This is a genomic window from Microcoleus sp. PH2017_28_MFU_U_A, from assembly GCF_020738035.1.
In the GTDB taxonomy this organism is placed as follows: domain Bacteria; phylum Cyanobacteriota; class Cyanobacteriia; order Cyanobacteriales; family Microcoleaceae; genus Microcoleus.
In genome coordinates this window covers 61,398-81,967 of the sequence record NZ_JAEQCX010000092.1, presented here as the reverse complement: position 1 = coordinate 81,967, position 20,570 = coordinate 61,398, and the positions used below count along the sequence as shown (strand labels likewise).

Annotated in this window: 22 protein-coding genes; 12 read left to right on the top strand and 10 right to left on the bottom strand. The window is 43.9% G+C overall.

The window, feature by feature from the left end:
- Nucleotides 1-185 precede the first annotated feature (185 nt).
- Nucleotides 186-311 carry a hypothetical protein gene (locus tag JGK14_RS22700; RefSeq protein ID WP_293183132.1) on the top strand — a complete coding sequence of 42 codons (126 nt, stop codon included), beginning with the start codon at nt 186-188 and terminating at the stop codon, nt 309-311.
- 227 nt (nt 312-538) lie between these two features.
- On the opposite strand, the gene JGK14_RS22695 is transcribed toward JGK14_RS22700, so the two are convergent.
- On the bottom strand, nt 539-1,483 hold the full coding sequence (locus tag JGK14_RS22695; RefSeq protein ID WP_293183134.1) for a cation diffusion facilitator family transporter: 945 nt from the start codon (nt 1,481-1,483) through the stop codon (nt 539-541).
- Nucleotides 1,484-1,724: 241 nt separating this feature from the next.
- Here JGK14_RS22695 and JGK14_RS22690 point away from each other — a divergent pair, with 241 nt between their 5' ends.
- Nucleotides 1,725-2,072 carry a hypothetical protein gene (locus JGK14_RS22690; protein WP_293183136.1) on the top strand — a complete coding sequence of 116 codons (348 nt, stop codon included), beginning with the start codon at nt 1,725-1,727 and terminating at the stop codon, nt 2,070-2,072.
- Nucleotides 2,073-2,264: 192 nt separating this feature from the next.
- Here JGK14_RS22690 and JGK14_RS22685 read toward each other — a convergent pair whose 3' ends face one another.
- From JGK14_RS22685 to JGK14_RS22665, 5 genes are all read right to left on the bottom strand, one after another.
- A complete protein-coding gene (locus tag JGK14_RS22685) occupies nt 2,265-3,134 on the bottom strand; it encodes a sulfurtransferase (protein ID WP_325315516.1) in 870 nt (289 codons plus the stop codon).
- A 14-nt stretch (nt 3,135-3,148) separates the two neighbouring features.
- Nucleotides 3,149-3,658 carry a type IV pilin-like G/H family protein gene (locus tag JGK14_RS22680; RefSeq protein ID WP_293196663.1) on the bottom strand — a complete coding sequence of 170 codons (510 nt, stop codon included), beginning with the start codon at nt 3,656-3,658 and terminating at the stop codon, nt 3,149-3,151.
- A gap of 128 nt (nt 3,659-3,786) precedes the next feature.
- The gene (gene mtnA / locus JGK14_RS22675; RefSeq protein WP_293219055.1) at nt 3,787-4,848 is read right to left on the bottom strand and encodes an S-methyl-5-thioribose-1-phosphate isomerase; all 1,062 of its coding nucleotides are present in this window, start codon (nt 4,846-4,848) and stop codon (nt 3,787-3,789) included.
- A gap of 304 nt (nt 4,849-5,152) precedes the next feature.
- On the bottom strand, nt 5,153-5,737 hold the full coding sequence (locus JGK14_RS22670; protein WP_293183144.1) for a TIGR04376 family protein: 585 nt from the start codon (nt 5,735-5,737) through the stop codon (nt 5,153-5,155).
- A gap of 309 nt (nt 5,738-6,046) precedes the next feature.
- Entirely contained in the window at nt 6,047-7,276 is a 1,230-nt protein-coding gene (locus JGK14_RS22665; protein ID WP_293183147.1) for a hypothetical protein, read from the bottom strand.
- A gap of 647 nt (nt 7,277-7,923) precedes the next feature.
- Here JGK14_RS22665 and JGK14_RS22660 point away from each other — a divergent pair.
- The gene (locus JGK14_RS22660; RefSeq protein ID WP_325315515.1) at nt 7,924-8,526 is read left to right on the top strand and encodes a 2OG-Fe(II) oxygenase; all 603 of its coding nucleotides are present in this window, start codon (nt 7,924-7,926) and stop codon (nt 8,524-8,526) included.
- A gap of 204 nt (nt 8,527-8,730) precedes the next feature.
- Complete coding sequence (locus JGK14_RS22655; RefSeq protein ID WP_293212910.1) at nt 8,731-9,351, top strand: class I SAM-dependent methyltransferase; 621 nt, start codon at nt 8,731-8,733, stop codon at nt 9,349-9,351.
- A gap of 25 nt (nt 9,352-9,376) precedes the next feature.
- Here JGK14_RS22655 and JGK14_RS22650 read toward each other — a convergent pair whose 3' ends face one another.
- The 3 genes from JGK14_RS22650 to JGK14_RS22640 form a co-directional block, all read right to left on the bottom strand.
- A complete protein-coding gene (locus JGK14_RS22650) occupies nt 9,377-9,934 on the bottom strand; it encodes a hypothetical protein (RefSeq protein WP_293271133.1) in 558 nt (185 codons plus the stop codon).
- The gene (locus JGK14_RS22645; RefSeq protein ID WP_293183155.1) at nt 9,921-11,039 is read right to left on the bottom strand and encodes an AAA family ATPase; all 1,119 of its coding nucleotides are present in this window, start codon (nt 11,037-11,039) and stop codon (nt 9,921-9,923) included. Before JGK14_RS22645 ends, JGK14_RS22650 begins: the two co-directional genes overlap by 14 nt.
- Before the next feature lie 77 nt (nt 11,040-11,116).
- Nucleotides 11,117-13,039: an ABC-F family ATP-binding cassette domain-containing protein gene (locus tag JGK14_RS22640; protein WP_293183157.1), complete on the bottom strand. Its 1,923-nt coding sequence runs from the start codon at nt 13,037-13,039 to the stop codon at nt 11,117-11,119.
- A 193-nt stretch (nt 13,040-13,232) separates the two neighbouring features.
- Here JGK14_RS22640 and JGK14_RS22635 point away from each other — a divergent pair, with 193 nt between their 5' ends.
- Nucleotides 13,233-13,475: a DUF433 domain-containing protein gene (locus tag JGK14_RS22635; protein ID WP_293192239.1), complete on the top strand. Its 243-nt coding sequence runs from the start codon at nt 13,233-13,235 to the stop codon at nt 13,473-13,475.
- A complete protein-coding gene (locus JGK14_RS22630; protein ID WP_293183160.1) occupies nt 13,459-13,833 on the top strand; it encodes a DUF5615 family PIN-like protein in 375 nt (124 codons plus the stop codon). Before JGK14_RS22635 ends, JGK14_RS22630 begins: the two co-directional genes overlap by 17 nt.
- An 89-nt stretch (nt 13,834-13,922) precedes the next feature.
- Here JGK14_RS22630 and JGK14_RS22625 read toward each other — a convergent pair whose 3' ends face one another.
- Nucleotides 13,923-14,519, bottom strand: a complete 597-nt coding sequence (locus JGK14_RS22625) for a hypothetical protein (RefSeq protein WP_325315514.1) — start codon at nt 14,517-14,519, stop codon at nt 13,923-13,925.
- Between the two features lie 548 nt (nt 14,520-15,067).
- Between JGK14_RS22625 and JGK14_RS22620 the strand changes: the two genes are divergently transcribed.
- The 6 genes from JGK14_RS22620 (at nt 15,068) to JGK14_RS22595 (ending at nt 20,436) form a co-directional block, all read left to right on the top strand.
- The gene (locus JGK14_RS22620) at nt 15,068-15,181 is read left to right on the top strand and encodes a HepT-like ribonuclease domain-containing protein (RefSeq protein WP_325315513.1); all 114 of its coding nucleotides are present in this window, start codon (nt 15,068-15,070) and stop codon (nt 15,179-15,181) included.
- Nucleotides 15,182-15,278: 97 nt separating this feature from the next.
- Nucleotides 15,279-15,662 (top strand): hypothetical protein, encoded by a 384-nt coding sequence (locus JGK14_RS22615; RefSeq protein WP_325315512.1) that lies wholly within the window; start codon nt 15,279-15,281, stop codon nt 15,660-15,662.
- 8 nt (nt 15,663-15,670) lie between these two features.
- The gene (locus JGK14_RS22610) at nt 15,671-16,006 is read left to right on the top strand and encodes a hypothetical protein (RefSeq protein WP_325315511.1); all 336 of its coding nucleotides are present in this window, start codon (nt 15,671-15,673) and stop codon (nt 16,004-16,006) included.
- A 62-nt stretch (nt 16,007-16,068) separates the two neighbouring features.
- Entirely contained in the window at nt 16,069-16,452 is a 384-nt protein-coding gene (locus JGK14_RS22605; RefSeq protein WP_293183168.1) for a DUF433 domain-containing protein, read from the top strand.
- Nucleotides 16,430-16,789 carry a DUF5615 family PIN-like protein gene (locus tag JGK14_RS22600; protein WP_325315510.1) on the top strand — a complete coding sequence of 120 codons (360 nt, stop codon included), beginning with the start codon at nt 16,430-16,432 and terminating at the stop codon, nt 16,787-16,789. The genes JGK14_RS22605 and JGK14_RS22600 overlap by 23 nt, the downstream gene beginning before the upstream one ends.
- Before the next feature lie 383 nt (nt 16,790-17,172).
- On the top strand, nt 17,173-20,436 hold the full coding sequence (locus tag JGK14_RS22595) for an ATP-binding protein (RefSeq protein WP_325315509.1): 3,264 nt from the start codon (nt 17,173-17,175) through the stop codon (nt 20,434-20,436).
- Nucleotides 20,437-20,570: the final 134 nt, after the last annotated feature.

Sequence of the window (20,570 nt, the reverse complement as noted above, 5' to 3'; positions counted from 1 at the left end):
TGCTTTGCGTCAGTTGCGGCCTACCGCAAGATAGAGATGAAAACGCTGCTAGGAATATAGAAATGGTCGGCATGGGGCATCGGCACGACCTTAAATGTATGCTGAGACAGAGTAAGACTATGAAAGGTAGCATCAGTCGATGAGGCGTAAAGAATCCCCGCGCGTTTACGCCGGGGAGTATGTCAATGAGAGATTACTACCCGCTGAGGTGGTTGGGAGCTTTGGGATCGCAAGTCGAAATTCTGGTACCTTGGGACTTGCGAGAGAAAATAGCTGTAGAAATCCAAAATACTGGCAACTTATACCTATAGTCTTTTGCCCGATAATTATTAAAGCTATTGTGGAAAACTTGCATATTTCTGTGGAAAACCCCCTTTTTCCTGTGGAAAACCACAACTAAACGAAGTGCGATTGCTCTCACCAGATTGATAGGATTTAAAAAATTGGAGGAATTGCGATCGCCTTTCATCGCCTTCCTCCTTTATCACTCAACCTGCTTTTTACTGGAAATACAGCCTAAATCTTTCTTGCTTCATCCTTACCTCTTGCTGATTCCTTCTTCCCTCTCTTGCGCCTCGTAGCTAATTTGGTCGGAATGGTAAGCAGGCGGCTCAACGTGAATTAAGATGCGTACAGGGCTGAAACGTTCTTCCAAACGGGCTTCAACTTCTTCTGTAATCCGGTGAGCAGTTTCTACATCGACAGCATCGACAATCATGTGCATATCAATAAACACTTGACGCCCGATCAGCCCGCGAGAGGCGATCGAGTGACAATTAACAACTCCGGGCACATCCATGGCAATTGCTTGGATGACTTCCGGTGCGATCGCCATTTCATCCACCAACCAAGGCAAATTTTCCGTTAAAACTTTCCAACCGCTGTGAAATACCAAAAGAGCCACTGGAAAAGACAAAAACACGTCCAGGGATTGCAATTGAGGTATCTTGAAAATCTGACCTTGCCAAACACCAATCAACCCGCCGATGACCATAATTGTCACCCAAACATCGCTCATCGTGTGTTGGGCGTCAGCCACCAAAATCGCGCTACCGAGACGTTTGCCAACTCTGCGCTCGTAAAAAGTTACAAAAATATTAATCCCCAGTACCAGCAGCAAAATCCACAGTTCATTTGGGGATATTTTGACAGCTTTACCGCCGTGTAGCAGCCTTTCGACAGCACCGCTGAGAATTTCAAAACAGGCAATTCCCAGAAAAACTGCAATTCCCAGAGCTCCGAGAGCGTCAAATTTCTGGTGTCCGTAGGGATGATCGCGATCGGGTTGCGGATTGGCATAATGATTAGTTACCAATCCTAAAATATTATTAGCGCTGTCCGTGACGCTGTGCAAGGCATCTGCCAGCAAACTCAAGGAACCAGTCAGCCATCCCACGCCTGCTTTAATTGCCATCACTAGCAAGTTTAGCAATAAGGTAATGATTAAAACCTTGCGGACTTCGGAACGGTTATCGGCAACCATAGAATCTCCTCTATCAGCGATCGAGTTTTCTGGCTTCTAGTTTAAAGCGTATCAAGTCACGAAAGGTTAAAAGTATTATAGAATCTAGCTTGCAACTAGATTTATTTTCATTAATTTAGCCAAGCTTGTTGAGAGAAGTTTCAATTAATAGCATTCTCGCAGTCCAATTGAGCTGGAACGTACTTCTTTTGGGTTACTATATTTTTTAGCATTAACGATTGTATATTAAATTTCATTGCCCATGTCTCTTTCTCCGCTGACACTGAATTTAGTTGAAGGTTCTGTCTCGTTTAGCTTTTCCCCGGAAGCTGCGCGGGATTTGCAAAGTGCGATCGCCACTTTGATGGACAGCTTGAAAGCCGTAGCAGCCAAAACCGCTGGTGCTAAAGCTTCTCCCCAAAAACCGATGGAATATCGGTATGCAGGGGATGTATTTTTGGAGGTTTTCTGCAACCCAAATATTTGGGCGACGCCTTTTGCTGCGAAAGTGCTGATTACGGTTAGGGACGATCGCCTGCGCGTCACCACCGAAGCCGAACTGAGCCGCCTGCGCGACGATCTCGCTCAGTATATCGAACAAGTTGGTTGAGATGCTTCAACCTGAAACCCGTCGGTTTATCAAGGTTGCATTCTTAATGAATTAGCAGGTTTTGTCAAAGCTTAGTAGGGTGCGTCAGCTATGGTTATTTCATATATAATTAAAAAGCTCTGAGCTGACGCACCCTACGACCAAACTAAGAGGGCTGAAGCCCAACAACGTACCTCATCATTCTGAGAACCGCTATATCTCTAATTGACAAGCTCTAAGCTGAGGCAACCTACGACTTTTTTCTAACTGATAGCTATCAGCAGGCGAAGCCGACCATTCCCACATTGAACCTGCATAATTCTTAGCATCAAAGCCGAAACTTGTCAAGACCGAAGTCAACCACGCAGACCTAATTCCGCCACTACAATAAGTTACAATTTGAGCAGACAGCGAAACACCTTTCTGCTGCAAGATTTCGACAATTTCCTCACGAGCCAGCAGTTGTCCCTGCTTGTCCATCAACTGTTTGTAATAAAGGTGAATTGCCCCGGGAATGTGGCCGCCCCGCGTTTCTCCGTAAGGTGTTTTACCTGCATATTCTCGCGGCTCTCGGGCATCAATAACTGCTAAATTATCATTGCCTAAAATAGCTTTTAAATCATCCCGATTGATTTCCCAAGTCGAGCGGCGAGATACGATAAAATCTCCGGGCTGAGGTGGATTATTTGTACCTGTTACATGAGAAATTCCAGCTTTGACTAAAGCTTGATATCCTCCACCTACAAAAACAGCTTTTTCGTGTCCCAAACTTCGCAGCATCCAAACAATCCGCCCGTCTTCGCCCCATCCTTTCACGGAATTGGCGATCGCGATTACAGGTTTGTCTTGACAAATTCCCAGTGCTTGCAGTTTTTCTGTTAAGATTGTGTCATCTTCGAGAATTTTGCCTTTGTGCGGAAAGTGCGATCGCGAAAATTCCTGCCAAGTTACGGGAATAGCTGGCGGGAGACGGCAAAACCACTTTAAAATAGGTGCGCGAGCATCGAGCAAGGTAGCTCCTCGTGACAGCAACTCCTTAGCTATATCTGCACTTACTATCCAATTATCTGCTAAATTACACATCAATTAGAGATAATTTATTGAGCAACTTTTGCTGTATTAGCACCGCAGGCTACAACCCCTTTAGTATCCATTGTTGGCTTAGCTGGTTTAATCTTGCCAGAAGCAACATTTAGACACAAGATTGTTTGGGTCTTATTTCCTGCCAAAAAGACTCCACCCACAAAACTTTTGAGATTAGATTGATTCGACACTGCATAATTAAATACAGCTTTGTTTACTGTATCAATTGAATATTTGTAATTAGCTGTGTCAGCTTTAATGCCGAGAGCTAGATTAGAAACAGAACTTGTAAAACCCGTATTATTGCGATAGTAGTCTTGCTGAGCTTTATTCATTTCTACCACATATTGTTTGGCTGCTGATTCCTGAGTTTTAAGGGTTGGCGACAACTGAGCATGAGCCACTGTAGGAAACAAAACTGGTAGAATTAGAGTTGCGATCGCAATTTTTATCTGCTGGTTACGAGAGCTATAAATCATGTTTTTACCATTGCTTAAAACTTGAATGGCGGTAGGACGCTGCACGGCCGTGTCTTTACATATCTGCGGCTTTGGCTACATATTTCACGTCAAATTCATCGCTCGACCTAATTAGCCAAAGCAGTATTATTCGCAAAAATTAATCATGAACTGAGCGGTGGAGTAACATACAATTAAACTAATTGTTTTGCTTGAAACTGTTTCAAATCTCCCGGAGCAACCGTGCCGTATTCTGTGATAATTCCCGAGATTAATGCAGCCGGAGTTACATCAAAAGCTGGATTGTAAAATTCTACTCCTTCAGGACAAATTCGGGTAGTTCCAACTTGATACATTTCAACTGAATCGCGTTCTTCAATGGGGATTTGGCTACCGTCGGAAAGTTCAAAATCAATTGTTGACAGAGGAGCGGCGACAAAGAAGGGGACGTTGTGAGCTTTGGCAACAATTGCTAAACTGTAAGTGCCAATTTTATTGGCGGCGTCGCCGTTAGCAGCGATTCTGTCTGCACCGACAACTACGGCGTGAATCATGCCGAGTTTCATGCAGTGGGCGGCCATATTGTCGGCGATTAATGTGACGGGAATTCCTTCTTGCACGCATTCCCAAGTGGTGAGTTTGGCGCCTTGGAGACGGGGGCGAGTTTCGTCAGCAAAAACTCTGCCGAGTCGGCCTTCTCGCCAAGCAGAACGAAATACACCTAATGCTGTACCGTAGCCGGCTGTGGCTAACGCACCGGCATTGCAGTGAGTTAGTAAGTTCAATTTTTCTGGTGTTGCTGGTAGAACTTCTAAACCTTTGTCGCCGATATCTTTACAAGTTTGTACGTCTTCTGCTTGAATGGTTTTAGCCATTTCTAACAAAGTTTTTTGTACTTGTTCGACGGAACCGCTAGTTTGATTTGCTGTTTTGAGCATTCGGGATATTGCCCAAAACAAATTAACTGCTGTGGGACGAGTCGATCGCAATAATTCACCAACTTGTTCTAGTTTAGCCAGAAATTCAGTGCGATCGCCCGTTTCGATTTCCCTCGCACCCAAATACATCCCGTAAGCTGCTGCTACCCCAATCGCCGGAGCACCTCGCACGATCATAGTTTTAATCGCCTCAGCCATATCTTGAGAGTTGGTAATTTCGACTGTAGCGTATTCTTTGGGCAGTCGGTTTTGCTCAATTAGCAGCACTCGGTCTTCAATCCAGGTGACGGGGGAAACTGGGGATTTTTGAGCTGTCATCGATTTCAATGATATGAGGGACAAGTTTCTATGATGCCATGAAGGCGACTCTTCCTCCTATGTTATGAGCGATAGGCTGGATTTGCCAAAATCCCTGTCCTGCCGTTGGAGATTGGAGATTGGAGATTGGAGATTTATTGCATATTTACGAATATATGGGTACAGAATTAACAAAAATTATTGTTCAACAGGGATACTCTCGATCGGCTGTTGCGGATTTAAATTGTATATTTCCCGGAACTGTTCCCCACTCCTCAAATTCTCCTCTGGAACATAGCACGCTATCTCTCGCTCGCCCAGCAGCTTATCGACCCATATTGCGTTTCATGCGATCGAGTTCTTCCTCAGCTTCCCAGTTTTGAAACTTTTGTTCTAGAGGGTCTGCCGCCTTAAAACTGTTATAATTAGAACTCTGATTCCAACCCTTTGTATCCCAATTCTGCTCAGTTTTATCTGCTTTAGCGGTAGTTTTAGTTTTCGCTTCTGCGGCTTTGGCCCGGACTTCTTTTCGGCGCAATTGAATTTGGCGGTACAATTCTTTGGCTTTTTCTATCCGTTCTTTGCAGCCTTGCATTTGTCCCCAGCGCTGATTTCCCTGACGCAGCAAAGCTGCTTGTCGCTCTTGGGCGGCTTGAGCGAGATCCAGCCTTTGAGCTGCTTTGGCTTTGTTGGCGCGATCGTTCCAGCGCTGAATTTCTTGGGCGGCGGACAGAATTTCTGCTTGCAGTGTTTTCTCTTGTTTCTGAATCTCTAGAATCAGTCGCAGGGTGTCTTCTTCTTGTTCCTTGAGTTGTTCTTCTATTGCCTGCAATTCCAGGTGGGGGTTGCTACGCAAAAATTCTTCTAATCGGGTTTCTAGAAAGCGGCTGACATCATCAAATATGCTCATTTTTTATGAAAATTCTGTGTTATTGGTTATTTGTTATTGGTTATTTGTTATTCGTTTTTAGCAGTGGAGATTCCCCAGCGATCGATTTATTAGCTACTAACAACTGACCCTTCGACTTCGCTCAAGGCACCGCAACTGACAACTGATAACTGATATCGTTTCCGGTTGCATGGTCAGGTGATTTAACCTTTCTAGAACACTATTGACACAGAGTCCGAGAATAGAGAGCTGAATACAGGACGATGCTACCGGAATTGATATGACAACTGACAACTGACAACTGACAACTGTCAACTGTCAACTAACGGATTAGAACTTTTGTCCGACAAAAACCGATCGCACATCTCCACCCTTGCGGATAACTGCTTCTTGATTTTTGATTTCTGCCAGAGTCCAACCGCTAGCGCCGATGCTTTCACCGACATAAATTCTGCGGGCTACACCGTCTACTTCAAACAAAGCAGCCGATCGATCGCCCAATTCCAAAATCCCCACTAGCGTCTGGGCGGAAGTCGGCGCGCCGGTAACAGCCGCTGCCGATTGCTGGGGCGCTGGCGCGGATTGCCCTGCTGCTGGCGCTGGTGCTGATTCAGTTTCGCGAGCCAAAATCTTTGGCTGCACAGACTCCGAGGGGGAAGCAGCAGCCGCGAGGGGACTGCGATTGCCAGCGGTGGCGATCGCGCGACCGGAGGCAGAGGCTGACGGTGAAGGCGAACCTGCTGCGGTTTGAGAAGCTGCCGGAACCGCCACATTCACCTGAGTCGGAGCCGCCGGAGCCACAGTCACCTGAGCGGGGGGAGGGATGACTACGACTTGGGGTGCAGGTGCTCCCGGCGCGGCGGCGGCTTGTTCTAGGGCATTCGCGATGCGGTTGACTGCTGTCGAAAGACCTGCGGTTGCCGGTGGCGCGCCGGAAATTGAAATGCTCGGGAGTGTTCCTGGGGTTGCGGCTCCCGGAACTGTGGCAAGTTGCGAGTTAGCCTGAGGAGCTTTTTTTTGTTCGATCGCTACTAGCGATCGCTGCACGTATTCGACAAACTGGGTGTCTGGTGCAATTTTGCCACTTGCTGCCGGCGTCTGCGGGGTCGGGGCTGCGGGCAAGCGCACCAGTCCCGACCTGCTTGCCAGCCACAATCCCATGACTAGAAGCAGCGACCCACAGGCTGCTCCTAGCAGGATTCGGTCAAATGATTGTTTGGACTGTTTTTTGGTTGTTTCTAGGGCGACTTGGCGGGCGATCGCTGCTACCTCTTGTTCCCCGCCTCGCGGAGGTTCTGGCGCCAACTGCGACAAAACTATTTGAGGTACCGAGATGGATTTTAGCGCCACGAATTCTGCTGGTGGCATCTGCTCGGCTGGCAGTCCCTCGCTGCCGTCGAATGCTCGATCGACTCCTTCAAACAGTTCGTCCATCAACCGATCGGCGTAGGACTCTACTGCCACTGTTTCGGATGGCACTGTTTCGACGGTCGCCACCACGGCGATCGGATCGGACGCTGATTCCAAGGACATCTGTTTGGCGATTACTTTTTGAGGCATAGTTTTTTGTTGGCTCCCGCTCCTCGACAACTCTGAGATTCTCAACTTCAGATTTCTACAGGATACTTGTGATGTTGACCAATTCTTGGCTTAGAACAGGTTAATTGTAGCTCAACTCATAACAAAATTTTTAGTCTTTGGCAAACTTATTGCCCGGTCTCTACTTCTGAAGCAAGCTGTTTTCCGCCTTTTTGCCTGCTAATTTCTGCTGCCACTTTTACTCAGCCTTAGTCTCATACACATTTTAGTTTTTTTGTCAATGCCCATTCAGGGCTTTCCCCGGCTCTAGACACACAACTTGACTTTACGGCTAATCGATTGAAGAATTGGAGAATTGGAGAATTCAAGAATTGACACCAATGACTATTGAAATACAATATAAGGGACAAATAGAATTACCTGGTGAAAAAATACAGTTACATCTATAAAAAAAGAAGGTTATAGCCTTTCTCAGAAAGATGAGGTACTAATGGGCATAGGGCATAGGGCATAGAGCATAGGACTCGCGGGCATACCTCACTTTTTTGAGAAAGGCTATATATTAATGTATGAGATATTGCCAAACATTTAGGATGGCAGTTAAATAGTATTTATTTTTGCCATTTAAAAAAGTTACAAAGAAATCGTCAACATTACCTTTGAATTCCTTGAAATACTATAGCAAACATCTTAACGCTTTCTCCACTACTTATCTCAACGATTTGCGCGGAGCAATTCTCGCATCTCCTTATTTTGCCATCAATAATCTCAACCGCGACTTCATCGGTACAAAAGGGTTTTCACTGGTATTCCAGCGTTCAGAGATTGCACAAGTCGAACAGAAATTCCCCTGCTTCAAACCCTATCTAGAGCAAGCCCTACAGTCAGCTTGCAATGCTTTTTACCTCAACCCTCTACTGCTGAAAGAAGGTTCTCGCGTCGATCCGCATATCGATCGATCTTTGCGATCGTATTGCAAAACAGTTGAACCGCCCGCGACAGTCAGCGTATTGTATGTGCAAGTACCAATAAATCTCGAAGGCGGAGAGTTGGTGTTGCGCTGTCACAAAAAACAAGTCGGGCAAATTAAGCCAGAAGCAAATACGCTGGTGTATTTCCAAGGAGACTTAACCCATTCTGTGAATGCAGTTACAAGTCCTGGGACTCGCCTGAGTTTGGTTTGCGAACAGTACAGTTTGAGTGAAACAGAATTAGCAGATATTCCCGGATTTACATTAGAATCTCGGGCTGTAAAATCCAAAATAAAATAAGACAGTTCCGAGCTTTCATCTAATAAGCTGAGGTGCATCTAAATTTCACAGTTAAGTTTGATAAAATTATTGTGGAGTGGGCGTCTCGCCCGAAAAATTCACTTAGATTTTGATAAAATTATTGTGGGGTGGGCGTCTCGCCCGCACAAAAAACCTAACTTAGATGCGGAACAGCTTATTATGTCTTCCTTCTAATTAAAAATCATGTACTCAGATCCAGTTCAAACAGAATATTCTCGCCTCGCCAAGCGATATGATAGTCGCTGGTCATTTTATATCAATACCACAATAGAGGAAACACTCAACCGTCTAGACATTAATCAAGGGGAACATATTTTAGACCTTGGTTGTGGAACCGGGGTTTTAATTCAACGTCTGTTACAGGTGTCTCCAGAAGCAGAGGTTTTCGGAGTAGACACCTGTGCCGAAATGCTCGAAATTGCCAAACAGAAACTACCTGAATTTGTGGAGTTAAAACTAGGTAGTGCTGACAACCTGCCATTTCCCAGCAACTATTTTGATCTAGTAGTTTCAACCAGTGCATTTCATTTTTTTCGAGATCCATTCCAAGCACTCCAAGAAGCAAAACGGGTTCTCAAACCTAATGGTCGTCTAGTGATTACAGATTGGTGTTATGATTATCTAACTTGCAAGGTTTGTGACTTTTTCCTGCGATGTTTTAATCGCGCTCATTTCCGTACCTATGGAGTCGCTGAATGTCAAGCGATGATGCAAAGTGAGGGATTGCAAGAAGTTGAAATTGAACGATACAAAATCGATTGGTTTTGGGGGATGATGACAGCGACAGCAGTCAATCGATTTTAGATTTTAGATTTTATGATTGATTAACTCATTGATCCAACAGTGATAATAACCGCTGTAATTCTCCACAAGCTGCCTGAAGCGATCGCGGTGCATCTTCTGGTAAGCTTTGAGAATAACATCGATCGGCTAAATTCTCAACATAGGTTTTGCAAATAGCCTCATTTTTCTCATATTTTGCGTAAGCATCCTCCTCATTCACAGTTTCTCCCTGCAAATAGTGTATCCAAGTCTCAATATTGCGCTTGGGGACGAAAATTGCGATCGCCTCATGGGATTCCCTCTTTTCCTGAGCATCTTGATCGAGTATACTAGCTAACTGATTGAGTCTCTCTTGTAGCGTACCAGTATCTGCATCAATTAATACCACTAATGCGATCGAAACCCGGTTTCTATTTTGGCGATAAGCTTTCACTTCCACCGGATATTGAGTGCGTACATACTGTTCTCCAGATTGGCTACCGGGCGGACAAATCTTAGTCCGAAATAGACCTGTGAAACCTCGCTTTTTCAGGAAATGACGGGCAAAAACCTCCTGCTGTCTGTCCTCGCAGAGAATGACAATCTGAACTCTACGCTGACTCATTCAACCATCCCCGTGCAATCAATTCAGAAACTGGCAATCCAGAATTATCAGCTACTTCACTACTAATTCGTTTAACTCGAACCGCAGCATTGCTTTGACGCTCAAACCAATAGCCAATCGGTGAAGCTAACAGATAGTTAATTAACTCAGGATGGTGAGAAATTAGTAAAGCTTGAAGTTTTCCCTCGTTACAAAGGTCATAAAGTTCAATCAGCCAAGGTTGAATTTCTGGTAATGCTAAAAAGTTTTCCGGTTCATCAATCCACAAAGTATAGTCTTCAGATTTTGTACCGTGAATCAGGGTATATAAAGCAACTAGGGTTTTTTGTCCATCCGACAATTCTCCCAAGCGATATTCAATTGGTTTGATATTGTCTGTTTCTCCTGAAAACCGCAGTTTTAACAACACATTTTCTTCGCTGACTCGCTCAAATTTAAAATTGTTGAATCCATTCAAAACATCTTTTAAAATATTTCCTATTTCCGCAACCTTACCTTGATCTTCAGATAAGTAGCGATACCAAGAAACAAAATTTTCCATTTTTGGAGTCAAACGCATTTGTTCTTGCTTGCTTTCATCAACCATCAAGCTGGGAACAACTTGCACGATGATAAATCGCGCCATCCGTTCTCTAAACCAAGTTAACTTCGTGTTGTCGTTTCTTGGCATTAATGAAGGCAGAATAGATTGCGACCAGTCAAACTGGTATTTCGGGCCTGGCGAATAATCATCTCGATAGAGTTGAACTTCGCCGAATTCAAATTGTAGTAAAAGTCGGTTATCAAAGAGCAGACTCTCGTACCTAACACGACATTTATCTCCATACTCATCGATTTGTAATTGATATGTGTAGCAGCCGTCATTACCGAGAATTTCTAACTCGAAACGCTGAATTTGTAAGGTTTGCCAGCGGGTGAAGTCCGCAGGTTTGAAAATTCCTTCTACCTTACTGTCGCCGCTGATAAATGCTTGAATTTTTTGCAATACTTCAAAAACAGTCGATTTACCTGAACCGTTAGCACCTAGAAATAGATTAATTGCATCAAAGTCAAGTTCAAAGTTTACCAGACAGCGAAAATTGTCAATATATATTCGTTTCAGCATGGGATTTTTTTACTTATAATTCCTCTAGCTCCTGTCATTGTTAACAGGAGCCAAACACAACACTCGGACAACCAAAATTACCCCAGCCGTTCGGCTAAGTCCAACCACCGCTCAGTCGCAGTATCAATTTCGTGAGTCAATTTAGCCAAACGATCGGATAACTTCTTCACCTCCGCAAACCCGCTCGGAGCATTGTTGGACAAAATCTTCTCAATCTCTGCTTTCTCTGCTTCCAGCTTCGGAATTTTAGTCTCTAATTGCTCGTATTCCCGCTTATCATTGAAGGAAACTTTAGTTGATTTTTGAGGAGCAACTTTGGCTGATGAATTGTTGGATTCAGCGGTGCGTGTAAGTTTTTCTTTGTCTTTTTGTCCTTTGAGTTCTTTGGCTTCTTCGGCTTTCTTGTAATCTAAATACACTGAGTAATTGCCGGGATATAAACGCAAATTGCCGCCAGGTTCCAAGGCGAACACCATGTCGATCGTCCGATCGAGAAAATAGCGATCGTGCGATACTACAATTACGCAGCCGTTAAAGTCTTCCAGATAATCCTCCAAAACCGCCAGAGTCTGCACGTCTAGGTCGTTTGTCGGTTCGTCGAGAATCAGCACGTTCGGCGCACTCATCAGCACTTTCAGCAGAAATAACCTGCGCTTTTCCCCGCCTGAAAGCTTGTTAATGGGTGCATACTGTTGGTTGGGCGGAAACAGAAACTTTTCCAGCATTTGAGAAGCGGTAATGATTTCCCCATCCGCCGTTTGCACCAATTCCGCCACACTTTTGAGGTATTCAATCACCCGCTGGTCTTCATTGGGTGTCAAATCCTCTGAATGCTGGTCAAAATAACCGATATGAATGGTTGTGCCAATTTCCACAGTACCGGAATCCGGCTGAATGCGTCCGGTAATAATATCCATCAGCGTCGATTTGCCGGCGCCGTTGCAGCCAATAATCCCAATCCGGTCTTCGGGAGTGAAATTGTAGGTAAAATCTTTAATTAAAGTGCGATCGCCATAGGCTTTACGAATATTCAACAACTCAATGACTTTCTTGCCAATTCGGCGGCCCGCTGTAGCAATCTCGACTTTGCCATTGGCTGTTTTAAACTCTTCTGCGCGCATATCTTTAATGCGATCGATCCGAGCTTTTTGCTTCGTACTGCGCGCTTTCGGCCCCTTCTTGAGCCATTCCAACTCACGCCGCAATACTCCGGAAAATTTGCGCTGAGTGCTGGCGGCGGATTCTTCCGCTAGGGCTTTTTTCTCCAAATAATAAGCGTAATTGCCAGCATAATTGTATAGGTCGGCGCGATCGATCTCTAGGATGCGATTGGTAACGCGATCGAGAAAATAGCGATCGTGCGTAATCAGCAACAAAGCACCGCGATAGCCGTTCAAATAGTTCTGCAACCACTCCACAGACAGCGCATCCAAGTGGTTTGTCGGTTCATCCATCAACAACACATCAGGTTCAGACAACAGCGCCGTTGCTAAGGCAATTCGCTTGCGGTAGCCACCGGACAAGTCGCCAATTTTGGCATGAAAATCCTCAATCCCCAGCTTCGTCAAAATCAATTTAGCCTTAGTTTCCAAATCCCACGCGCCCACCTCATCAATGCGCGCCGAGACAGTAGACAGACGCGCCATCAACTTGTCGGTATCGCCTTTACCGTGGGACAATTCATCCGAAATTTCTTCATATTCCCGCACCAAAGCCATTTGTTCGCCGCTGTCGGCAAATACTTGCTCTAAAACCGTGTGACTTTCGTCTAAATCCGGCTGTTGCGGGAGATAGACAATTGTAGACCCTGGATTGACCCAGCGATCGCCAGAGTCGATCGACTCCAAGCCCGCAATCATCTTCAGCAGCGTGGATTTGCCGGAACCGTTGGTACCGATGAGTCCGACTTTATCGCCTTCATCCAGGCTGAAGCTGGCATTTGTCAAGAGTTCCTTGATGCCGAAGTCTTTTTTGATCGATCGCAGAGTAAAAATAGTCATGAGTATATAAAATTATCTACTTAGCTTTTGACATTCACTAGCAATTTGCAGTATTTTAGATTATATCATGTCTTGTACCGCACTTGATTTTGATTTGCGATTTCACCCAAGGCAAGCGAGAATTTATCAGTCTAAGTTTCCGAACTGGCAAGATGAGATATAAAATAATAAGTAAGAGTTGAGATTAGGATCAATGAAAATAGATCGTATTACAAGCAATCCCAAGCGAATGAATGGGCAACCATGTATTCGCGATCTTCGGCTGACTGTTCGTCGGGTAATCGAGCTGCTAGCAACTTATCCCGATCGAGCAGAACTACATCAAGAGTTTCCAGAATTAGAGGATGAAGATATCCGACAAGCTTTAATTTTTGTATCCTCTTATCTTGACGATCGGATCATTGAACTACCTAATCGTTATGAAGCTGTTGCTTGACCAGGGATTACCACTTTCTGCGGCAGCATTATTACGTGATGCAAGTATCGACACCATCCATGTTGGTGAAATTGGTATGTCTCAAGCCGAAGATGCCGAAATCATCCAGAAAGCCAGAGAAGAGGAACGTGTAGTTGTTACCCTCGATGCAGATTTTCATACATTACTAGCACTTGATGAAGCAGTTTCTCCCTCAGTTATTCGCGTTCGGATTGAAAGGTTACGCGCCCAAGCATTAATGGATTTACTGCTGATGGTAATTGCTCAGTGCGAGGAGGATCTAGAACAAGGCTCTGCCATTTCGATCGAGCCAAGCCGTATTCGGATTCGCCGTCTGCCACTCATACCGGATGTCTAAAAAATAGTCAAAGGCACGATCGCTAAAATATAAATAAAAATTGTCGCCAAAACAACAGCGACAATTTGTTAAGACATCTTAACCGTCTCTCACTGCACAGGTACAGTTACTTTCAAGTCAACCTGTTTCGACTTATTACCATCCGTGACCTTACCGTGAAGCCGACCTTCCATAAAAGCACCCACGGTTAGAGGATTTTTGTCTAATGATAAGGTTAAATCTGTGCCGACTGTATTTAATTGATACGTTGCAGTACCATTAACATCGATAATATGTAGTAAGCCAGTCACTCCAGACCCTTCACCAATATGAACGGTTCCCTGCTGATATTCGCTGAGTGGAATACTGTTAGCGATCACAGAGACATAGACATTGCTTTGACTACCTTGGTTGGCGGAACTTAGTAAGAGTGTTTTATCCGAAGAAATAACGTTTATAGTCCCCTGATTTAAGAGTGCACTGCCGGAAAACTCTCCGTATACAAAGGAACTTTTTACAGTCAGAAATAAGTTGAATATTAACCAAGTAATCAAGCCGAGTGGGAGTAGCTGTAGAATTCCAATAATCCAACTTCCAGAGGTGAGATTGTAATGAATATTCTGAATATAGTCGCGACCGACCTGAATGATATCTCGACCCGCGTGAGCGTCCTGAGACTTTGGTCTATGCTCTGGTTGATTTGACATTAATATTAATTGAATAAATTACTATATCGCGAAGTCCAGTCCAGACAAAAAGCTTTAGAGACCAGTTAAATACAGCATATTCCAGGTTCATGAAGTACCGTAGCAAAACTCTTGGTCAACTAACCACGTAGATCCACAAGATTGTGTGTACCACATATACATGGAATATGCTGTATGTAAGTACCTGACCACTAGGGCTTGGGAGAAATCGATGCAGGGGCAGTAGGAGTATTGGGGGGTGATAGGGGTGAGTTAAGCTGGGTTCCAATCCCTCGCCCAAAAACAAGACCCAGGCTTATCATACCACCCAGAACAATCACTGTCGGAATCGAAAGGTTGAAGGTAGATGAGGGACTGTTAGAAGAGTTATGCACATGATCTCTCCCAGTCTGAATGCTATCGCGTCCGGAATGAGCAGACTGGGACGGTTGAGATTGGGGATCTGGCGTTGGCTGAGTCATTGGCTAAATGTAGTAAGAAAATCTCATAAGCTCTATCTACTGGATGACCGCATTGAATTCCGGAATCTTTAACAACTTTCTTCGGAATTGCGATCGCAACATTCAGAAATTCCTTGGTCACTCATCGCCAGAATGCGAGATAACTTGATTCATCGATATGATGACATCGACCTAGATGAAGTCTGGAAAACCTCAAATTAAATTCCAACACTGCCGATCACCTTGGAACCTCTACTACTAGAAGAATAAATTCTATAAATGCGGTATAATACACTTAATCAGACTGGCGGTTCCTAACGTGGATATTTTAATTGAGTCAACAAGGCGATTTGAGAAAGATCTTGCTAAGTTGAGTGAAGCTGAAAAAGCAGCAGCGATCGCCAAAATCAACGATTGCGCCAGCCTCTTCCCAACTCACAAAGCTGATGTCTATCGTAAGCTGCGCCGCCTTCGCCTACCGTCAAATCTTAATGGTTACGAATCTTCACTGTACACTTTACGGGTTTCTCGAACATTAAAAGTAATTTTGGCCGTTGACGAAGATCCAATTTTTGGGCAAGTTATTTTTACTCTTTTTCGAGTAGTCAAAGACGATGAACTAAATAAAGCATATCAGGATGTAGCAGAGTCTTTATATCAAGATCTGCTTCACCACAATCTAGCAACTGCCCAGATTTCGTAAACTTATTTATGGCACAGACTATTACGCTCTGCGATGAATATGGCATTATTCACGAAGCCATGAAGATTTTGCCAGATAACGAGCTAAAGATTTGTTTTCTGGAAGCTTTGGCAGAACTTGAAGACAACGAGTGTCACAGAACCAGAAATTTTCCAAAAACGAGACTGCACAAAGTAAAAGGTGTGAAGCAGGCAATTTATCGTGCTGATATCGATAAAGTCTCAGGTTGGCGTATCCACGTTCAATACATTAATGGGCAAATTCATCTCAAGGATATTATTGAGGGGCAAAAGCACGATGATGTAATTGAGGTGATTAAATCTAAGAAGATACGCTACGAGTAGTTGTCAGTAAAACGACATTTGTACTATAATTCAGATACCAACCTTTGTTGGAGTATTTTTATATGTCCTTGCAACAGCTTAAAGAAAAAGCCTGTCAACTCTCAGTCAGCGATCGCCTTGCCCTGCTAAGTGCGATCGTTCAATCGCTCCAAACTACACCAGAAATCGAGAATTGGCAATATTTAGTTGCACGTCCTCATGCTTGGCGCAAACAACTGTACATTAAAGGACGTAAATTACTGGCATCGACTATTTGGCGAGACATGACTGCTAATGGGATGTCACCCGAACAAGCCGCCGAAAATTGGGATTTACCGCTGTCTGCTATCTATGAAGCGATTGATTACTGTGAGAATCATCAGGAACTTTTAAAATTAGAAGCAGACGAAGAACGCTATCGATTGGAAGCAAAAGGAGTTCGACTTGAGTCTACAAATGCTGCTTGACGAAGATTCTCAAGCAAAATATTTGGTTGATCTACTTCAAGCAGCCGGTCATGATGTAGCCACAGTCAATACACTGAATTTAATGAATCATCCCGATTCAGTCGTGCTAGACGCTGCTAGAAAAAATGAAAGAGTCCTGCTTACACGCAATTGTGATGACTTTCAGGAATTACATCAAGCCAACCCAGAACATTCAGGGATTTTGGCAGTTTATCAAGATTCTGAGGCTTCCAAAAATATGAGTTATCAGGCGATAGTTAAGGCAATTGATAATTTAGAAACAGCAGAATATGACCTCAAAAATCAGTTTATTGTTCTCAATCAATGGAGTTATTAATCTCAAGAGAAAGATTGAGGAGGCTGAATGAAAACCGCGATCGCCCTACCAATCGACCAAATCACCAAATTCTGCCAACACAGGCAAATCATCAATCATCGGGAGCATCCCAGTTTTGCATTTACAGTGCTGTCCCCGCTCGCGTATTATACGATACGCGAGCGGGGACAGCACTATAAGAAAAAAATGCTTTTTACAAAAATGAGATGCTCTCGTTCCGGCTTTCAACAATTATTTCTGGTGAAAAACACACACATAACAGTTTACAAAACTGTCCAGAGTTATACAATTATTAAAAGTCGGAGTTCCAAGAGTCGAACACGGCAATACCGTTTCCCTACAGGTATCTTCGCTTTCCCCACTTTGATAAGCACGGTTTTATCATGTCGATTAAAACAGTCTATCGCCTAACTGCCCATCTCAAAAAAATCCCGCTACGAACAGTGCTGATTGTACCGTTTGTGCTGCAAATTGTCGGGACTGCGGGGTTGGTGGGGTATCTTTCCTATACAAACGGGCAAAAGGCGGTTAACAACCTAGCAGATCGGCTAGCAGCACAAATTGGCGATCGCGTCGTACATTACCTCGATACATATCTGTCTGCGCCTCATTCGATCAACCGCATTAACGCCGATGCGGTGCGCCAAAAAACAATCAATTTACAAGATTTGCGGCAACTCGAACGCTACCTTTCGTTTCAACTCAAACAGTTCGATTCGCCGACAACCATTATTTTTGGTAGCAAACGGGGAGACTTCGTGGGAAGCGATCGCACTATCGGACAGAATCTGATTATGCGATCGGATGAGTTCGATCGGGGCATCATCAATATGTATGTTCCAGACTTGCTAGGTAATAGAACCAAACTATACAAAACTTTTCGACAACCTGATGCCACAAATAGGCCTTGGTACCAAGCTGCTAAAGCTGCCGGGAAATCCACCTGGAGTAATATTTTTCAAGTCGGTAACAATACAGATTTAGTAATTAACGGCAATCGACCGATTTATGATGAGACTACAAAGGAACTGCTAGGAGTATTTTCGGTAAACCTCAACATTAGAAAAATTGCCAACTTTCTCGACAGCATAAAAACTAGCAAGTCGGCAAAAATTTTTATTGTCGAACGCAGCGGGTTGTTAGTAGCCAATTCCGGGCCCGACAATCCCTATATTTTGAGCAACCAGCAGTTTAATCGATTAAAATTAACGGCAAGCCCAAATGCTACAATCCGCGCCACGGGTCTATTTTTAACGAATCACTTTGGCGATTTTTCCCAAATTAATGATGTTCAACACCTTGAATTTGAAATTGACGGCCAATCCCAATTACTCAAAGTAGTACCTTACAAGGATAATTTTGGTTTAGATTGGTTGATTGCGATCGTCATCCCAGAATCTGATTTTATGGCAGAAATTGACGCCAACAATCTCACCACAATTATACTATGTGCGACTGCCTTAACGGGAGCAATTGTTGTCGGCATTTTCACAGCTAAATGGATAACAGAGCCACTTTTATGCTTAAATACTGCCGCCAAAGCTCTAGCTAACAATGAAGGGAATACAAATGTCGAGATCGATCGCGCTGATGAAGTCGGGCAATTGGCAAATTCGTTCAATTATATGGCAGACAAACTGCAATCTGCTTTCAAATCGCTCCAATCTTTAAATGCTGCCTTAACCGACAGTGAAAGCCGCATGAAACAAATCCTCGAAGCTATGCCGGTGGGAGTATCAGTTCATGATATTACTGGACAACTGATTTACATAAATCAGATAGCGCGACAGTTAGTAAATATCCAAACTATACCGGAGTCTACAATTGAGCAAATAGCAAAAGTTTTTAGACTTTACGATGCAGGAACAGATGAATTATATTCAATTGAAAAAAATCCAGTCGCTCGATCGCTCAAAGGAGAAACCGTGAGAGTGGAAGACATAGAAATTCGTTTGCCCGATCGCACTATTCCTTTAGAAGTTTTTAGTACGCCGCTGTTTGATGAAGCTGGCAACATTATCGGCGCGATCGCAGCTTCTCAAGACATCACCGATCGCAAAAAAGCCGAGAAGTTGCAGGCAGACTACAATCGCACTTTAGAACAAAAGGTGAGCGATCGCATTGCCGAACTCCAAAGAGCAAAAGAAGCCGCCGAAGTCGCATCCCTTGCTAAAAGTGCCTTTCTTGCCAATATGAGCCACGAATTGCGTACTCCCCTCAATGCCATTCTCGGCTACACTCAAATACTTTCCCGACAGCCAGATTTTTCTCCCCGCGACAAAGAGCAAATTCGCACGATCCAGCAGTGCGGTTCTCAGTTGCTGACTTTAATTAATGATATTTTAGATTTGGCTAAAATTGAAGCTGAAAAGATGGAGTTAACTGTTAACGATGTTTGTTTGTCGGATTTTCTCAATGACATATTAGAAATTTTTCGGTTCAAAGCCGAAGAAAAGAACCTGGTCTTTGTCACCCAAATAGCAGGTAAAATTCCGGATTTTGTATCTGTCGATGAAAAGCGGTTGCGTCAAATTCTCCTGAATTTATTAAGTAACGCGATTAAATTTACTGATGAAGGTAGCATACTTTTTAAGGTAGAGGTAATTGAGAACAGTCAACCTGTTGCAGGAATATTGAGCGGGGGCCAGGAATCAGATTTTTTATTTAATGCAAGTCCCGCCTTCCCAATTACCAAAATCCACTTTCAAGTTAAAGATACAGGCATCGGAATTACTAGCGATGCAATAGAACGAATATTTCTACCTTTTGAACAAGTGAACGAAATCGGGCAGAAAACAGAAGGGACGGGTTTGGGATTAAACATTGCCCAAACCTTAGTTTCGCTGATGGGAGGGGAACTCAAAGTCGAAAGTTGTTGGGGTGTTGGGAGTACGTTTTGGTTTGAGATTGAATTGTCCCTCGCAGATGTGCTCCTACCAGTTTTGCCACCACCACAGCAACCCGTAATTACAGGTTATGAAGGTCAACGGCGTAGAATATTAGTTGTTGACGATAGCCCAGAAAATCGCTCTTTGATGGTGGATATTTTAGCACCGCTGGGTTTTGAGTTAATTGAGGCTGATTCTGGTGAAAGAGGTTTAGCAATAGCGATTTCCCAGGAACCGGATTTAATTATTGCTGACTTGTTGATGCCTGGAATCAGCGGTTTTGAACTCTGCGCTCAATTGCGTTGTTTGCCAATGTTTCGGGAGACGCCAATCTTGATTGCTACTAGCGGGCTGTTCGAGTTGGAGTTGGAAAAGCAAGAGGAAATAGGCTACACTGATTTTATCAGTAAATTTTTTATAATTGATGATTTTTTGGCAAAAATACAGAATTATCTGGGACTGATTTGGATTTTTGAGGCTTCGGGCGATTCCCTACGGGATAACTCCATCGCGCGTACTTTCTCTGAATTGGCGATCGGCTCAGAAGACGTAGAAATGCCTCCCCGCGAAGAGTTACTTTATTTGTACGAAGCCGCTCAAATCGGTAATTTCGAGCAGGTTAAGTACGAAGCACAGCGCCTGCAAGAGTTAAATCCGACCTATGCCCTATTTGCTCGGAAAATTTGGCAGTTAGTCGATCGCTATGACGATGACGCGATAATTAAACTAATTGGGCCTTACTTAAATCCGGGCGACTAAAATTGCTTCCTAGTACGGAGTTCAATCCTCATAATCTGATTTAACAAGCAGTTATAGCCTCAATCCTAAAAATCGTTCGGAGCCAGCAAACTTGCAGTATAAATAAGTTGACAGTTGACAGTTGACCGCTTGAC

What these genes read in the sequence shown, in the direction of transcription:
- JGK14_RS22700 (WP_293183132.1), top strand. Translation starts at nt 186, where the DNA reads ATGAGAGATTACTACCCGCTGAGGTGGTTGGGAGCTTTGGGATCGCAA.
- JGK14_RS22695 (WP_293183134.1), bottom strand. Translation starts at nt 1,483, where the DNA reads ATGGTTGCCGATAACCGTTCCGAAGTCCGCAAGGTTTTAATCATTACC.
- JGK14_RS22690 (WP_293183136.1), top strand. Translation starts at nt 1,725, where the DNA reads ATGTCTCTTTCTCCGCTGACACTGAATTTAGTTGAAGGTTCTGTCTCG.
- JGK14_RS22685 (WP_325315516.1), bottom strand. Translation starts at nt 3,134, where the DNA reads ATGTGTAATTTAGCAGATAATTGGATAGTAAGTGCAGATATAGCTAAG.
- mtnA (WP_293219055.1), bottom strand. Translation starts at nt 4,848, where the DNA reads ATGACAGCTCAAAAATCCCCAGTTTCCCCCGTCACCTGGATTGAAGAC.
- JGK14_RS22670 (WP_293183144.1), bottom strand. Translation starts at nt 5,737, where the DNA reads ATGAGCATATTTGATGATGTCAGCCGCTTTCTAGAAACCCGATTAGAA.
- JGK14_RS22665 (WP_293183147.1), bottom strand. Translation starts at nt 7,276, where the DNA reads ATGCCTCAAAAAGTAATCGCCAAACAGATGTCCTTGGAATCAGCGTCC.
- JGK14_RS22655 (WP_293212910.1), top strand. Translation starts at nt 8,731, where the DNA reads ATGTACTCAGATCCAGTTCAAACAGAATATTCTCGCCTCGCCAAGCGA.
- JGK14_RS22650 (WP_293271133.1), bottom strand. Translation starts at nt 9,934, where the DNA reads ATGAGTCAGCGTAGAGTTCAGATTGTCATTCTCTGCGAGGACAGACAG.
- JGK14_RS22645 (WP_293183155.1), bottom strand. Translation starts at nt 11,039, where the DNA reads ATGCTGAAACGAATATATATTGACAATTTTCGCTGTCTGGTAAACTTT.
- JGK14_RS22640 (WP_293183157.1), bottom strand. Translation starts at nt 13,039, where the DNA reads ATGACTATTTTTACTCTGCGATCGATCAAAAAAGACTTCGGCATCAAG.
- JGK14_RS22635 (WP_293192239.1), top strand. Translation starts at nt 13,233, where the DNA reads ATGAAAATAGATCGTATTACAAGCAATCCCAAGCGAATGAATGGGCAA.
- JGK14_RS22630 (WP_293183160.1), top strand. Translation starts at nt 13,459, where the DNA reads ATGAAGCTGTTGCTTGACCAGGGATTACCACTTTCTGCGGCAGCATTA.
- JGK14_RS22625 (WP_325315514.1), bottom strand. Translation starts at nt 14,519, where the DNA reads ATGTCAAATCAACCAGAGCATAGACCAAAGTCTCAGGACGCTCACGCG.
- JGK14_RS22610 (WP_325315511.1), top strand. Translation starts at nt 15,671, where the DNA reads ATGGCACAGACTATTACGCTCTGCGATGAATATGGCATTATTCACGAA.
- JGK14_RS22605 (WP_293183168.1), top strand. Translation starts at nt 16,069, where the DNA reads ATGTCCTTGCAACAGCTTAAAGAAAAAGCCTGTCAACTCTCAGTCAGC.
- JGK14_RS22595 (WP_325315509.1), top strand. Translation starts at nt 17,173, where the DNA reads ATGTCGATTAAAACAGTCTATCGCCTAACTGCCCATCTCAAAAAAATC.